This is a genomic window from Clostridium tagluense (assembly GCF_003865095.1).
Taxonomy (GTDB): domain Bacteria; phylum Bacillota; class Clostridia; order Clostridiales; family Clostridiaceae; genus Clostridium_AD; species Clostridium_AD tagluense.
In genome coordinates this window covers 1-16527 of the sequence record NZ_BHYK01000035.1, presented here as the reverse complement: position 1 = coordinate 16527, position 16527 = coordinate 1, and the positions used below count along the sequence as shown (strand labels likewise).

Annotated in this window: 13 protein-coding genes; 2 read left to right on the top strand and 11 right to left on the bottom strand. The window is 31.1% G+C overall.

Annotation, left to right across the window (positions count from 1 at the left end; translation table 11 throughout):
• Positions 1 to 54: 54 nt before the first annotated feature.
• The 5 genes from Ctaglu_RS20560 to Ctaglu_RS20540 form a co-directional block, all read right to left on the bottom strand.
• Positions 55 to 1296: a hypothetical protein gene (locus Ctaglu_RS20560; protein WP_125005252.1), complete on the bottom strand. Its 1242-nt coding sequence runs from the start codon at positions 1294 to 1296 to the stop codon at positions 55 to 57.
• Positions 1293 to 2423: a DUF58 domain-containing protein gene (locus Ctaglu_RS20555; RefSeq protein WP_125005250.1), complete on the bottom strand. Its 1131-nt coding sequence runs from the start codon at positions 2421 to 2423 to the stop codon at positions 1293 to 1295. Before Ctaglu_RS20555 ends, Ctaglu_RS20560 begins: the two co-directional genes overlap by 4 nt.
• A 10-nt stretch (positions 2424 to 2433) precedes the next feature.
• Positions 2434 to 3381 carry an AAA family ATPase gene (locus Ctaglu_RS20550; RefSeq protein ID WP_125005248.1) on the bottom strand — a complete coding sequence of 316 codons (948 nt, stop codon included), beginning with the start codon at positions 3379 to 3381 and terminating at the stop codon, positions 2434 to 2436.
• A gap of 274 nt (positions 3382 to 3655) precedes the next feature.
• On the bottom strand, positions 3656 to 4114 hold the full coding sequence (locus Ctaglu_RS20545; RefSeq protein WP_125005246.1) for a COG2426 family protein: 459 nt from the start codon (positions 4112 to 4114) through the stop codon (positions 3656 to 3658).
• 180 nt (positions 4115 to 4294) lie between these two features.
• Positions 4295 to 5185 carry a DegV family protein gene (locus Ctaglu_RS20540; RefSeq protein ID WP_125005244.1) on the bottom strand — a complete coding sequence of 297 codons (891 nt, stop codon included), beginning with the start codon at positions 5183 to 5185 and terminating at the stop codon, positions 4295 to 4297.
• 195 nt (positions 5186 to 5380) lie between these two features.
• Between Ctaglu_RS20540 and Ctaglu_RS20535 the strand changes: the two genes are divergently transcribed.
• Positions 5381 to 7924 (top strand): FAD-dependent oxidoreductase, encoded by a 2544-nt coding sequence (locus Ctaglu_RS20535; RefSeq protein WP_125005242.1) that lies wholly within the window; start codon positions 5381 to 5383, stop codon positions 7922 to 7924.
• A 53-nt stretch (positions 7925 to 7977) separates the two neighbouring features.
• Here the strand turns inward: Ctaglu_RS20535 and Ctaglu_RS20530 are convergent, their stop codons facing one another.
• The 4 genes from Ctaglu_RS20530 to yidA form a co-directional block, all read right to left on the bottom strand.
• The gene (locus Ctaglu_RS20530) at positions 7978 to 8871 is read right to left on the bottom strand and encodes an N-acetylmuramoyl-L-alanine amidase family protein (RefSeq protein ID WP_233439891.1); all 894 of its coding nucleotides are present in this window, start codon (positions 8869 to 8871) and stop codon (positions 7978 to 7980) included.
• Positions 8872 to 9427: 556 nt separating this feature from the next.
• Positions 9428 to 10111, bottom strand: coding sequence for a hypothetical protein (locus tag Ctaglu_RS20525; protein ID WP_125005240.1), 684 nt, complete (start codon positions 10109 to 10111; stop codon positions 9428 to 9430).
• 409 nt (positions 10112 to 10520) lie between these two features.
• Positions 10521 to 11177, bottom strand: a complete 657-nt coding sequence (locus Ctaglu_RS20520; RefSeq protein ID WP_125005238.1) for a deoxynucleoside kinase — start codon at positions 11175 to 11177, stop codon at positions 10521 to 10523.
• A gap of 923 nt (positions 11178 to 12100) precedes the next feature.
• On the bottom strand, positions 12101 to 12925 hold the full coding sequence (gene yidA / locus Ctaglu_RS20510; RefSeq protein ID WP_125005234.1) for a sugar-phosphatase: 825 nt from the start codon (positions 12923 to 12925) through the stop codon (positions 12101 to 12103).
• Between the two features lie 508 nt (positions 12926 to 13433).
• Here yidA and Ctaglu_RS20505 point away from each other — a divergent pair.
• Positions 13434 to 15734, top strand: coding sequence for a diguanylate cyclase (locus tag Ctaglu_RS20505; protein ID WP_125005232.1), 2301 nt, complete (start codon positions 13434 to 13436; stop codon positions 15732 to 15734).
• 235 nt (positions 15735 to 15969) lie between these two features.
• Here the strand turns inward: Ctaglu_RS20505 and Ctaglu_RS25470 are convergent, their stop codons facing one another.
• Both Ctaglu_RS25470 and Ctaglu_RS26305 read right to left on the bottom strand, forming a co-directional pair.
• On the bottom strand, positions 15970 to 16146 hold the full coding sequence (locus Ctaglu_RS25470) for a hypothetical protein (protein WP_164950764.1): 177 nt from the start codon (positions 16144 to 16146) through the stop codon (positions 15970 to 15972).
• A 141-nt stretch (positions 16147 to 16287) separates the two neighbouring features.
• Positions 16288 to 16410: a hypothetical protein gene (locus Ctaglu_RS26305; protein ID WP_267901310.1), complete on the bottom strand. Its 123-nt coding sequence runs from the start codon at positions 16408 to 16410 to the stop codon at positions 16288 to 16290.
• Between the last annotated feature and the right edge of the window lie 117 nt (positions 16411 to 16527).

Genomic DNA, 16527 nt, shown 5'->3' with positions numbered 1-16527 from the left:
CAAGTCAAGTATACTAGCATACTGACTTGTTACTTATTTTCCTGTGTTTTGACTTTATAGTTGCCTTTTAATATTACTATGTCCCTTTCTAACGCTCTCCACATTTTCCTTAGTCATAGTATGCAATGAGAACTTAGCTTCGTTATATATTAGTGTCATTTCATCTAAATTATCAGAATTATCTACATTAATTTTAGTTACATTCTTTAGTTGCGAGGCAGTCATATAAGTCTTATAAATATCTGCTTGCTCAGTTATTTTCTCAAAGCCTTTATATGTGTAGAGAATCTTATCTCTATTACTTTCACCACCTCGGAAAATTTTATCAAACAAGTTTTTAACCCAATGTTTTTTGTCCTTTTCTTTAACAATTCTTTCCTTTTCTTCTACAAATCCATTATAAATTCTTGTTTTATTTCTAAATCTTGATAAAAATTTATATATTACATATAGAATAAGTAGTAAAATTAGAATTTTTAAAATTAAAATAATCGAAGGTGGCAGTTTAATATCTTGATATTTAGACACAACCTGTGGATTATTCAAATTCCCATTTATTAAGCTTTGCTTTGGCTCAGAAATATTACGGCTTAAAATAAGTTTCCTTAACATCTCAGAAATAAAACTCATTGGTACGCCGAAAATTGTAGTTAAAAGTGATGTTACTAGAACTAGACTTAACCTTGCTAACTTTATTAGCATATCTAATACCTTCGCAATAATTTTGTTAGCAAAATCTAAAGATAATGTAAGTACTGATATACCTATAATTATATTCGTAACTATAGATGTATTGCTCTTAACCGAATATATATATCTTCGAGTTTCCCTCATAAGTATAATAATCATGATTATATAGAGAACATGAAACCTATACATTGAATTTACAAAGTCACTTCCTAACGTAAAAGAAATCATCCAAATAAATACTAAAACTACCATAGACTTATCTATATCTTGTCTATATTGAGAGTAATCAATAGGGCTATCCTCCAATGAATAAGTTATTAAAGCCATAAATAACAAGAAAATTGTATTTATAAAAATAATTTGTCCTTCGAAAAATATGGAAGACGTTACTATATTAAGTCCCAAAATCACTAGTATAAAAAGATTCTTTTTTAACTTCACGCTATTAAGATATTGTGTAAAAAAAACAATACACAAGGTTATTAAAAACAGTTTATAATCCACTAGATTTTCAAATAACCATTTACTTAAAGTTGACCAAATTATAAAAGAAATAGTAACAAAGGTTATACTATACATACTTTTTACTTTTCTATACCAGCTCATACCGTAATCCCACCTTTATAATCAATCTTTTCAATACCTGAGATGTAGGTCACAGTGGATTCTAAAGAAACATCTATTATTTTAATTAAAATGCCCTTTCTTTTCAATTTAGATAAAATACCAACACTGTCTTCATCTAAATATGGCGTAATAATTACATAAGTAGAATTTGGATTTAAATCTTTTATTTTACTTTTTAAATAATCACTAAATTTAATAGTAATACTATAACTCATCCTAGCACTAAGTTCCATTATTTTTCTAAGAGCATTAATATCAGGTGAAATTTCATTAATGATTTTCGTTTTCATTCCCACCAATTGACAGTTGGTCCACATTCCTGAAGGTACGCCTTCTTTAATGGCTTTAGACGCCAGTGATGCCGCCACTGTAATTCCATTTTCTATAAGTGTTGGTTGAATTGTTCCCCAATAAGGCTCACCACATTGACCATTTACTATTATTGTAAGGTCTCTATCCGATGTGAAATCGTATTCTTTTACCATAAGCCTGTTCATTTTCAAACTAGATTTCCAATGAATATCCTTCATTCTATCCTCTACGTTATACTCTCTTATGCCTTTAATATATAATGGGTCTTGATGAATCCATCTCTTAACATAATTATTACCTTGTAAATTGGTATTTGCAAACTCAACATTATTCATATTAATAAGTCTAGGATAAACCAAAATCTCTAGGAAGTCTTCTACTGCTACTGTTTCTGCAGAGCGTCCAAATAAATCTCCTACAGTGACATTAATATCTCTTAAGATGTAGGCTCCCCTTTTGTTACATTTCAATTTACAAATTCTTCTTTTTCTTTCATGCCAACTTATAGTGTATTTACTTAAATGCCACAAATCCGCCCCTTCCTTAAATTTATTACTGTCTGATACAAATTCTATATCCCCTGGCATTTTTTCACTTAACATTAGAAATGATATAGGTAGCCGTTTATTATTTTCAATGGTTGTAGTTAGTCTGAATTCCTCACCAGGTAATACTCTATCTTTATCAATATTTCTACTGATTTTCAGGTTATCAAACCCTTTTTTTCGTGTATACTCACCTATAAAAAAAATAATAGTTAATATGGCCAATATCAGAGCAAATTGTATAAACATAGTTCGCCCCCTATAGCTTTTCGAGTGGAGCTTGAATACTACTTATTATTTCTTCTATAAGTGATTTACTCTTATTTCCCTGTCCTAAATCGTTCTTAAGCATTAACCTATGGCCTAAGATAGGAACTGCAAGTTCCTTTATATCCTCTGGAATTACATAGTCTCTCCCGCGCACCGCCGCAAGTGCTTGGCTTCCCTTCATCATATTTAGTGTAGCTCTTGGACTACATCCAAGCTCCACTTCCTTATGACTTCTTGTAGCACTAACTATTGCTATTATGTAATCTTTTATTTCTTCGCTAACATGTACCATAGTATAATTATTTTGAACATACTCTATATCTTCCATAGTAATCACAGCCTGAAGGTCATTTAATGGATCCGCTGTCATAAATCTATTCATCATAGCTTTTTCCTCGCTGGCATCTGGATACCCTAATGAAAGTTTCATAAAAAATCTATCTAATTGTGCCTCTGGTAATGGAAAGGTTCCAAACTGTTCCACTGGATTTTGAGTAGCAATTACGAAAAAGGGCCTTTGGAGTTTTATAGTATTACCCTCCACAGTAATTTGTCTCTCTTCCATACACTCTAAAAGTGCTGACTGTGTTCTAGGTGTAGCCCTATTAATTTCATCGGCTAAAACTATTTGACTGAGTAGTGGTCCAGACCTAAACTCAAAGTCCTGATTCTTTTGATTATAATAATATATCCCAGTTAAATCTGATGGTAGTAAATCTGGTGTGAACTGTATTCTCTTAAAATTGCAATTCATAGAGCTTGATAGACTCTTCGCAAGCTTGGTTTTTCCTAGTCCAGGAACATCCTCAATAAGCACATGCCCAGAACATATAAAAGCTACTATAATTTTATCTACACTGTCTCCTTTGCCTACTATAACTTTACCTATATTTTCCTTTATTTTGCTTCTAAATTCTTCAAATTTCTTTGTATCCATTTTTACCCCCCATTAGCTTATATATTTACATTTAGCGACTTACAAATCCTTTACTGTAAATATATCACATATAATAGTCTTTTTAAATATAATTTGGCATTAATATTTCTGCTTGTTACTGCTTTATCAGTTTTAAAATAGTAGCTCTATACTAGGTGTGACATTTCGATGTAGTGACTTGCAATATAAAAGAAAAAAAACTATTGAAATTTGATTTAGAAATGTAACATAATCTAAGAAAAAAATCTCTCACCATTAGGTAAGAGATTTTTTATTAAAGCATTTTCAAAAAAGCTGGAGCAGCTACAGCTAAACCTGTAATAATAACTCCGCATAAAAAAGATCCCACAACTGCACACATAACAGATCTTTTAAAATCCAACTTTAAAAAAGCAGCTATTGCAGTCCCTGTCCAAACTCCTGTAGTTGGAAGAGGTATTGCAATAAATGTTATGAGCGCTATTTCTTCAAATTTTTCAAACTTAGCCTTATTCTTGTTTATCTTTCTATCAATTAGATTATAAAAGCCACTAAAAAATTTATATTTTCCTAAAAAGTCAAATATTTTATTAAAAAATATTAACACAAAAGGAACCGGTAGCAAACTTCCAAAAAAGCTTAACAAAAATACTACTATTGGATTAATATGATACTCATATATTCCAAGAGGTATAGCCCCTTTCATCTCAATAAGAGGTACTGCCGACAGTAATACTACTTTTAACCATTCCATAAAAAATTCTCCTTATTTACATTTTTCTCTTAATGTATCTTCAAAAAAAATGACTAGTCATTATACTAGTCTATTCTTTAATACTTAATCTATTATTTATAATACTATTATAAGTATTATGATTACTTACTTTCAAGTGATATTATAAATTAAATAATATTTAACTATATATTCACAATTCTAAATATCGATTACATGATGTTGTCTACTCTCACCAATAAAAAACACCGCCAAAGCCCCTGGCCCACTAAATCTTCCCACCACTGGTCCAATGTAATGAATAAGTACTTCTTTAACACTAACCTTTTCCAGTATCTCCTCTTTAAGTCTTACAGCTTCCTCGTAGCAATCCGCATGACAGATAGCTATGCTTTGAGTTTCAGGATCTATAATCTTATCCTTTACTATTTCTGCAAGCTTAGTTATGGATTTTTTACGACCACGAACCTTGAGCACTGGCATTACGCGTCCAATCTGGTTAAGCGTAAGTATAGGTCTTATATGCAGAACTAGCCCTAATGTAGCCGCTACATTAGATATTCTTCCGCCTCTTTTTAAAAAATTCAAATCCTGTACAGTAATATATGTATTTAAATTTTGTATATTTTTTTCTATTTCGCACACTATTTTCTCTGCGGCGCATCCGACCTTTTTCATTTCTACAGCTTTTCTAACCATAAGCCCTTGACCAAGTGATGCTGTTAACACATCGATAATATATATTATAACACTTGGAAACTCTTCCAATATAGCAGTCTTTCCAATATTAGCACTATTATAGGTTCCGCTAAGCCCTGACGAAACTCCAATATAAATTATATCCTGGCCACGCTTAGCTACTGGTTTAAACATATTGTAGAAGCTTTCAGAATTTGCTTGAGAGGTATTTGGAAGTGCCCCTTCCCTAAGATCATCAAAAAACTGTTTTTGACTTAAACTTTGTCCGAAATCATCTAAGTACTCTTTATCATTATAACTAAATGGTAACATAGCAAATGGTATGTTATTCCCATAAATATATTCCTTTGGCAAATCACAGCAAGAATCTGTCATAATAACAAAATCTCTCATTTGTACTCCCCCTACTTTTTATAATTCTGCAAATATTTCGTTAAACAATACAGTAGAAACTATAGCATAAAATATGTTCACTGTAAAAGGAAATTGCATTTACAGGGTAAATTATTATTGCTTTCTAAATACGCCTATACTATAATGTTAAATAATAACTATTATTTTTCAATAGTAATTAAAGGAGTGTTGTAAATGAAGGCATTAGAAGTGAAAAAAGATATATATTGGGTGGGTGCACTAGACCCCAATCTTAGAATTTTTGATATAGTTATGTATACCCCTTTTGGTACTACTTATAACTCTTATGTAGTTCGCGGCAGTGAAAAAACTGCGGTATTCGAAACAGTAAAAGAGAAATTTTTTGATGAATATCTGGAAAGACTAAAGTCTTTAGACATTAATATAGAGAACATTGATTATATCGTAGTTAATCATACGGAACCAGACCATGCAGGTTCAGTTGGTAAACTTTTAGAAATTTCTAAAAATGCTAAAGTAGTGGGTTCAGCTACAGCAATTAATTTTCTTAAGGAGATTGTAAATAGAGATTTTGAATACATAACTGTAAAAGATGGAGATATTATAAATCTTGGAAATAAAACCTTATCCTTCATTTCAGCACCTTTTCTTCACTGGCCAGATTCAATGTTTACCTATGTTGTAGAGGACAAAGTTCTTATAACTTGTGATTCCTTTGGAAGTCATTACTGTAATGCCGAAATGTACAATGACTTAAATCAAAGCGATAAAAATTATAGGGAAGCCTTAAAATACTACTTTGATGGTATTATGTCCCCCTTCAAACCTTATGTATTAAAGGCTATAGATAAAATCAAAGACCTTTCAATAGATATTATATGTCCAGGACATGGCCCTATTTTAAGAGAAGACCCTTGGAATATAGTAAATTACTATAAAGAGTGGAGCCTTCCAAGAGAAGCTTCCCAGGAGCCACAAATCACATTATGCTACGTATCCGCTTATGGCTACACTGAGGCTGTGGCTAAAAAAATAGAGCAAGGCATAAAGACTTATTGTAATTTTAAAGTTAACATGTATGATGTTATACATAGCGATATGAATGATATTTTAAATAGTATAGATAAATCTGAGGGAGTAATTTTTGGTTCCCCCACTATGAATGGAGACGCACTAAAACCAATATGGGATGTTTTAATAAATCTAAACCCTATAGTTCATGGCGGAAAAGTAGCTTCTGCATTTGGTTCTTATGGTTGGAGTGGAGAAGCTGTTCCAAATATAGAAGATAGGTTAAAACAGATTAATCTAGATTTATATCCTTCCATTAAGTATAATTTTAAACCCACAGAAGGAGATTTAAACTTTGCCTTCAAATTTGGGGAGTCTTTTGCAGAGAAAATATCTGAAAAACTCAAAATAACAAGTTGCCCAGTAAAGCCCTCTACACAAAAAAGATGGAAATGTGTGGTTTGCGGAGAAGAATTTGATGGACCAAACCCACCTGAAATATGCCCTGCTTGTGGAGCCAGTGCCGATCAATTTATTCAAGTATCACAAGATGTAGTAACCTTTAGTTCTGATAAAAAAGAAAAATTTCTAATCATCGGTAACGGTGCTGCTGGATATTATGCTGCTGATGCCATAAGAAAAAGAAATAACCAATGTGAAATAGAAATAATCTCAGATGAACCATACTTAACATACTATAGACCTTCCATCTCTGATGGTATAAGTGAAAATCTTAAAGAAGATACTTTTTATCTATCTCCAAAACAGTGGTATGTAGATAATAACATTATCCTTACTTTAGGAGTTCAGGTTGAAAGTTTAAATCCTGAAGAAAAAAATATATTACTTAAAAATGGCAGCGCTGTGAGCTATGATAAGCTAATTTTAGCAAATGGAAGTCAAAACTTCATGATTCCTGTAGATGGAGTAGATAAACCAGGTGTCTTCACTTTAAGAAATCTAAAGGATTTAGAAGCTATTAGAAGTAAAATGAAAACCGCAAAAAATGTAGTAATTGTAGGTGGCGGACTTTTAGGCCTTGAAGCGGCTTATGAAATAAGCAAGACTGGTCTAGATGTTTGTGTGGTGGAAGTCAGTAATTCCCTACTTACTAAGCAATTAGATAGTGAAAGTAGCCTTATACTTAAGACTGCAGTTGAAAACCAAAATATTACAGTTATGCTTTCCGATTCCGTAACCTCTATAGTAGGTGAAAAATCAGTTTCCTCTATTAAGCTCAAAAGCGGAAAAACACTGGCGGCAGACCTGGTGCTATTTTCAACAGGTATTGCACCAAATAAAAGTATAGCCCATAAAACTAATATAATTACGAGCAGAGGCATACTAATCAACGATAAAATGGAAACTAATGTTAAAGACATCTATGCCTGTGGAGACATTGCAGAATTCAAAGGTAGAGTGTATGGTAATTGGCCTGCTGCTGTAGAAATGGGTAAAGCTGCAGGTATGAATGCAGTAGGAGAAAGTAAAGACTTATCCATCTCCCTAAGCGCCATTTCCTTTAATGCTATGGGCCTTGAATTATTGTCCGTAGGCGAAATTTCAAAAGAAGGATCTGTTGCTATTGCCTTAAAGGATGATGCAAACAAAATATACAAAAAATTATTCTTCACTGAAAACATCATAACTGGTGGTATTCTAATAGGAGATAATAAATCTTCAGCTAAACTAATAAGTGCTATCGAAAGTTCAAAATCAATAAAAGAAGTCCTAGATATCCTTTAGGTGTGAGCGTTGAAAAGAACACATAAGACTTAGTTGTCTTATGTGTTCTTTTCTTATTGCATTAACGCCTTATCAATCCCCTCTGATAATGCTTTGGATAGTTTATTTTGATAATTTTCAGTTGATAGTAGCTTATCCTCTTCTACATTAGATTGAAAACCCATTTCCGCTAAAATAACAGGAACCACCGACCAATTAAAACCTGTAAGATCATTTCTCTCCACAACACCTCTATTTTTTATACCAACGCCGTGGATTAAATTGTTAAGAACTATTTCTCCATATCTTTTACTTGTTTTATATATAGCCTTTGTGCTTTTGCTATCTGCCGGCACCAGCATTGATGCTCCCTTAACAGCTGAATTATCATTTGAATCCGCATGAATTCTTATAACTAAGTCTGCCTTAGCCGTATTCCCAATCTTCGCTCTTGCAATATTCCCTAACATTTGTTTATTTTCTGTTTTAGTCATTATTATCTTATAGCCTTTTTTTTCTAATAAATTCTTTAGTTTAACTGCTACTCCCATATTAACCAAGTACTCGGGAGTTTTTGTGTTAATACCCTCAGCCCCACCTGGTTCCTTTATTTTCATTATGTTGGAACCTGGAGCCTGCTGCTCTTTTTCCATACTAGTAACACTTGCATGTCCCGGGTCTATAACAACAACCATATCAGATTGTTTTTTCAAAGCCTTCTTGTATTCTTGGGTTTTAACCTTTGTTTTTGCTATGACTGGGGTTTTAACTTCTTTTTTAGTTACAACCTTGCCTTTTGGTATTATCTTTTCTGCTACCTTATTAGTTTTATTTATATTTCCGACCTTAACATTTATATCCTGTACAGATTTTCCATTTACTTTACTCACATAAATTGCACCATATAACGCTCCACCTATAATTGGTAAACAGATAAAAATCAATATAATCTTCTTCATTTTCGACATTTTAACACTCCTAACTCTTTTTCTTTGAAAATAGCGACAATTAATGCCTATCTTACTATTCCTTGATGATAATGTATATACTTATATCGCTTTTAAATAAAATTTATAGATTTCAATACAAACTTTACAATATTTTGAGTAAAATATTAAATGTTAAACTCTAATCATTACCTAGTATTATAATAGGTTAAAAAAAACAAACTAAAAAAGATGAATTTAAAAAAAGAGGAGGACTTTTCATGCCACGTAATAAAGATAAATACATCAGCGAATAGCGTAATAAAATCGAAAAATCTAATAGAATAGAGGAACTTGAAAACTTAGTAGAAAGCCATACTAGAACAAAGCGACATCTTGAAGAGCACTCTGACATTGCTTCACCTCAAAAAGTTAATGAATCAAGAGAAAAACAAGCTGATAGAGAATTTAACATTGAAATATTAAAGGATAAAATTATGAGCGGATTAACATAAGAGGTAAAATATTCAAGCATAGAATTTATAAATTTTATTGATTTTCTATAAATTAAAAACAGGCAAATCTAGAAATATAACTTCTAAATTTGCTTGTTTTTTCTTTTTAATATTTTATTTTTCTTTCCTTGTTGCTTACTCTCAATAGTTGCTGCAACCTCTAATTCTGATTTAAAAGGGTGTTTAGAAATGATTTTCGTATTTACAATCTTTATGTACTCTTGATCAATAATAAACCTATCACTATTGTCTCTTTCAACGATTAAAGTACGTGGATAGTACATTTCTCTTTTCTCATCCTTTTCAATACCCAGATGTATCCTACGTCCATAGTGAGTATCATACAGGATAAATTCGCAAGATACCTTAGAATGACCTGTAATATTATTAAATCTTATAATTTCACAATGCCTCAATAGTTTATAAATGCATGAAAAGCAAAGAATTTTGTCCTTATCTCTAGAAAATTTTCTTTCATCTATGCTTCTTAACTTTTTAATAGTTATATCCTCATTAAAAACACCCATATAACCATTTTCACCACTATAGAATTTTTTTGACTTATAGGGCACTATATGTTGGAACCCCATCAAATGACAAAGATTAACATCTAAAAATTCCAACTTGATTATATCCTTGTTTTCTAGCTGAAGCATATATATGTTAGGGCAAATATATATATCATAAAACTCTTGCAAAAGCTTCAAAGAAATTTCAGAAATCTTGGGTAACCTATTTAAATTTAATAGCTCATCTGTAGTTAGCATATTCCCTCCATAAGGAATGTCGTAAAAAACTATCCTAAGTATAAATATTTTATAATGCCTTGTGATACTAATAAAGTCTTAACTAATAAAAGTTAAGACTCCTAAAAAAACATATATTCTAATAAAATGAACAGCATATTAGTATTTTATGCCCTAATCGGCTAAGCTCCCAGTATATTTATTGTCTCCTAGGCGAGAGTGCGGGGCTGTTCGCTTATTCCCTCACAAGACTTAAATATTTTAAAAGTCTATATACCCTATTATACTCCTCATAAACAAACAGTACAACAATATTATAGTATATTTATAATCATTAGGAATACCCAAAAGTGTACTTAAAATACCGGCTAAATATTATTTATGAAATCTCCAGTTCCAAACTCTTATTGCAAGGCACTCCGTCGATTTCTTACTTTATTTTTCCCAGTGCCTCCTCTATAAGCCCCAGCACATATTTTTTATCTTTTTCATTATTTTCAAAATCTAATCCTTCCACATTTATCTTTAAAATTGGTGATATATTATATTGTTCAAAATAAGCTCTATAATTAGAATTTAGCTTTTCCCAATATTCACGTTCCACAATTTTCTCATACTCTCTGCCTCTTTTATTTATCTTATCCATAGCTGCATCCACAGAGGTTTCAAGATATACAAGCAGTTTTGGCGCCTTACAATGTTCGATCATATTCTCGAACAGTTCAGCATATAACTCAAATTCTTCATTGCACATCTCACCTGAATCCTTTAACATTTTCGCAAAAATCACATCTCCATAAATACTTCGATCCATAACTGCATCTTTTACTTTTGAAGCTTCCTTAATATGCTTAAACCTTTTATTTAGGAAAAATATTTGAAGTGGAAAACTATATCTCTCTCTGTCATAATAAAATTTTTCTAATATAGGATTATCCACCACTGGCTCCTCAAAACGTACATAGCCTTTTTCTGACATTATATTCATAAGTGTGGTCTTCCCTACGCCAACTACTCCATCGATAACTATCATATCCCAGTTTCCTCCTCTATTTATCTTACTTAGTGCCCTCTCGTAAAACCCCATAATCTTATACTCCTCTTATATACTTTTAGGTATAAAACTGCGTATCTTCTAAGTACTTTCATTCTAAAATTTGATTTCTATAAACAACTCAAGACGCCTACCCATTAATAATTATTATGTCCCCCTGGGGAATAGTAAGCATGAATTTTCCCCGTAGTGACTTGCAATAAGAAGCGAAAAGACTATTGAAATTCCATTTAGAAATTCATATTTTGCGAATATAAAATTCTCGTAAGCCTGCCAGGACGGCAGGCTAGCGAACCCGAGCCAGGAAGGCGAGTGTGAGTGCTAGAGAATTTTATATTAGCAAAATATTAGAATTTCTTAATGGAATTTCTAGTCCCGAGCTCTTATTGCAAGTCACGCAGGAGAAACTTACCACCTTTTTATCCCCTACACAATTTTAACATTTTTCCTTTTTGAATAAGCTAAAATTATACCCAAAGCCAAGGATAAAAATGCAGCCATAAGAACTCTATACTCACCTGGCAATAAAAAAGTTATTGTATGTGCTGGTATCCAGAAAAAGGGGATAGTTTTAAAAATAACAAAACTCATAAATCCATACCAATCTATTTTATTCGTTACAGCTCTAAGCTTAACTTTTTTAATCTCACTAAACTTTCCATGACCCAAATCTATATATGTATCAGTAAGCCTCTGTATTCCTCTGTATTATATCAGAATCCTAAAGCAGTTTACAGATTTTTCCGGCAAAATTGTGATTGTTTATAAATAAAAAAAAGCTAGTAATTGGACTTTTACTAGCTTTTCGATATTTGTTTGAAAAAGTTTTTTTGTATTAATTTTGTCTTTAACTGGGGGGATAAAGATGATCAATACAAACTGAATTAACAGTTTCTATGTTTTTATTATATACTAATTAAATCTTATTGTCAACAACCATTATTATTTAATATTAATTATACCGCAAAAGCTTCTTCGCCATTCAAAATGAACTTATTAATTATATATGCTACTCCATCTTCCTCATTAGTTTTAGTTATAAAGTTGGCAATTTTTTTAACTTCTGGGAAGGCATTTCCCATAGCAACTCCTAGTCCAGCATATTTAATCATATGAATATCATTGCCTGCATCACCTATGCATATAACCTCTTCTTGCTTAATATTAAGTTTTTTTGCAAGGGCAGCTACTCCTGCACCTTTATTAACTGATTTATCAAGAAACTCTAAGTAGAAAGGTGCACTTCTAACTACTGTATACTTGCTACTTACCTCTTCAGGAATCTTTTGCATTATTTCCTCTATTATTTCTGGCTTGTCCACAAACATGACTTTTACTATAGTAGTATCTACAGCTACATCTTCCACAGCAATTATTTCGTTAGAAATACCATTCATTTCAGCCTCTCCCCTAGTGTATATAGTATCTTTAGGAGAAATCACACTAGTCTCTGTTAATGCATGTATATTAACGTTTAGCTCTTTGCTTAGCTTGTACAAATCTTTATAATCTTGGAGAGTTAATGTTGTTTTAGATATTATTTCCCCACCTTGAGAGCTTTGAACAAGGGCTCCGTTAAAAGCTACTGCATAATCATCCTCGGAAACTAAATTAAGTTGTTCTAAATATTTTTTAAAACCAACTAAAGGTCTTCCTGATGCTATTACGACTTTCACTCCATTTTCTCTCGCTTGTTGTATTGCTTCATAATTCGCTGGCGAAATTTTCTTTTCATCACTTAATAAGGTTCCATCCATATCTATTGCTATTAATTTATACATTCATAACCTCCATGTAACACATTTCTTAAAAATCACTTAACGTGATTAAATCTCTTTAAAGTATATCATGGAATTTTTTAAGTAATGGATTTCATACTTTGTAAACTTTGCGTGAATTTTTTATTTCTATATTTTTTATCTATTATAAAAGTTTCCGGTTAGATTTAAAGAGCATGCATATTACAATTGCTTTAAAAAAGTTAGTTCCACAATTTTCAATAGAATATTCATTTAAAAAAATTTGAAATATAACAAAAATCTTTTCAAATTAATGTTCATAAATAAACAAAAGAAGTATATTACTACAATTTTTTTTGTAGTAATATACTTTTCCTATATTTTATAGCTTCCTTTATTACAAATTTCTTTAATTATAAATAGCTATTATGAATTTCAATACATAAAAATGTTAAGTTAGAGAAAAAATGCTGACAAGTTTACAATATTAATATAAAATAATAACTATAATATGTAAAATAGACTAATTCTATACATTAGGAGGCAAATTATGATGCTAAAAAAAGAAAAATCACTAATAATTACTTTATCTATTATTATTTTAGCAGCATTATTATATACAATTTTCACATTAAATAAATTAAGCAACGCAAGTACCTCATCCAATATTAACGCTCAAAAAGGTGCATTAGAGCTTTCAAATTGGAATTTCCATAAAGATGGCTATACTTCCCTTGGAGGTCAATGGGAATTTTACTGGCAGCAATTATTGACACCAGAAGATTTTGCTACTAGCTCACCACTTCCATCTTATATAGAAATGCCTATGGAGTGGAATAAATACAATAAAGATTACAGTTCTAATGGCTATGCTACATATACTTTAACAATAAAATTAAATGATAAATATAAAAACACCCTTTTAGGTATAAGTGTACCTTCTATGTTATCTGCATATAAATTATGGGTTAATGGAGACCTCTTTGCCTCTAATGGAATTGTTGGTACAAGCGCTTCTTCAGAATGCCCAAGCACTATACCTCTAACAAGTTATTTTATGAATAAAAGTAATAAAATTCATTTAGTACTTCAAGTATCAAATTATAATTTTAGAAATGGTGGTACCCAACACAAAATTTGTCTAGGAACGCAATCTCAAATGGCTAATAAAAGAGAGGCTTCCATCGCTCTTGAAATTCTTTACTTCGGTGTATTGCTTATAATGGGCTTGTATCAATTATGGCTATATGCTTTTAGAACAGATGATACTCCTAAATTGTATTTTGGTGCCCTCTGTATAACTTTATCCTTAATAGCCTTAACTGTTGGCAATAAATACTTTTTCACCATGTATAATAACTTAAGCTATAGCTTGGATATCAAACTAAAATACTTAACTTTTTATGTTGGAGTTTATTTTATGATAAATTACATACATATACTTTTTAAAAATAATTATTCAAAATGGATTATAAATGGTTGCAAACTTTTTTGTTTTTTCTTTATAACTACTACTATTTTTATACCCCCACTGCTGTCCTCAAAGTTCCTTATTATTTTTCAAATATACACTTTGTTAATGATTATTTATGCTGCTTTTATTATATTAAAATCATATCATAGTAAAAAACAGGAGAACCTAATTATTTCAATTAGTTGTTTAGTACCCATTGCAATAATCGCTATGTCCATACTACGATATCTAGGTTTGAATAATATCAACGACTATTCACTATCAGGATTCTTACTTCTCATACTTTTAAATGCTTTTATGTTGGCAATGAATGAATCTAAAGCTTACAGAAAAATAGAAAATTTATCTAAGGAAAAAGAACAGTATCTATTAGCAGAAAAACTTACAAAAGTTACCTTACTCTTAAATTCTACCTTGAATTTACAAGAAGTTTTAGATAAATTATTAGAAAACTTAAAAGAATTAGTACCTTATGACAGTGCATCATTTTTCATGGAAGAAAATAACCGTTTTAATGTTATGGCTGGAAATGGATTTGAAAATGTGGAAGAGATATATAAAATTTCTATTAATAAAGAGGATGACAATCTATTTAAAGAAATATGTAAAACTAAAACTACATTATTAGTTTCTGATGTTAAAGAAGATCCTCGTTTTAGTCTATTTATAGATAATTTTACTATTGAAAGTTGGATGGGAATACCTATACTGTTTAAAAACGAAATTGTGGGTATCTTAACATTAGATTCAACCCAAAAGAATATTTATACTAAGTATCACTGTGACATAGCTTTATACTTTGCATGCCATGCAGGAATGGCTATAGAAAACGCTAAATTACATGGTAAAACTAAGCAGCTAGCTAGCATAGACCCGCTAACTAGCTTGTACAACAGACGCAGTTTTTTTGAACTTGCAAATATAAACTTTGATAAAGCAAAATCATTTGCACAGACTATTTCAGGCATTATGATGGACATTGACGATTTCAAAAAAATCAATGACAATTTAGGTCACTATACTGGTGACCTAGTATTAAAGCATCTTTCTAAAATTTGCTCTGAAACTTTAAGTAATAGTCATATTTTAGGTCGTTTTGGTGGTGAAGAATTTATTGTTCTATTACCCGCTACCTCTTTTGAATCTGCAGAAATAATTGGTGAAACCCTACGAAGTGCTGTAGAAAACAATCCTATGATTACTAGGGCATCAGGTTCAATACCTATAGCCCTAAGCATTGGAGTTGCTTCAATTACTCCAACAATACAAGATTTGGATTATTTATTTATAGAGGCGGATAAAGCACTGTACCAGGCGAAATCTCTGGGTAAAAATCAAGTTGTGTCAATAAACTTGGACACTTTAATAGTAACTTAAAATGGAGGTATATAATGAAATTGTTCAAATGGGTGAACCCGTTGTAGATTATTTTACAGACTCTTAGTCTACTACATTACAAATCCCCGTAAGCAGGTCAGGGCAGATGACAATTAATAAAACAAGTATGTACTTTCTCCAAAATGACTTGCAATTAGAATTTCTTAATCAAATTTCCAGTTTGAAACTCTTATTGCAAGGCACGCAGGAGAAATTTAATGCTTTTATTATTTTATTAAAGACTATCTATTTTTTTATGCTGACATCTTTTACAAACCTTAATTTTTTCACCACTGCCCATAATTATTAGATCATACAACAATTTTATTCTTTCAGTCTTACATACAGGACAAGTTCCTCTTCCTCTCGATGGCAATTTCCACAAAGCCCTACCGCGAAATTCTTTTCCCATTTTAAATCCCCCTTTTGGTTTATTGTTCTCTAATCACTATTAATAGTATTAATTATTGAAGGAATTTATGAATGTTTTTTATTTTTATATTTCGCGGAACAAACTTTAAATAGACCACACTTAATAGTACACCAAGAAATTTTATACTTTCTCACTCACTCTTCTCATTTTATCTAAGACATCTTCTACTACCTCTTCCATACTGATATGAGAAGTATCAATAACTAAATCGTAGTTACTCCCTCTATCTATATGAGCTTTCACGGAAACTCATTAGCTCCTATGATTACTCATTTCTAGTATCATTAATTTTTGTTGATTCCCCCATTTTTTCTGCATAAAACACTTGACAAGTCTGTAAAAATTTGAAAAATACCTCCT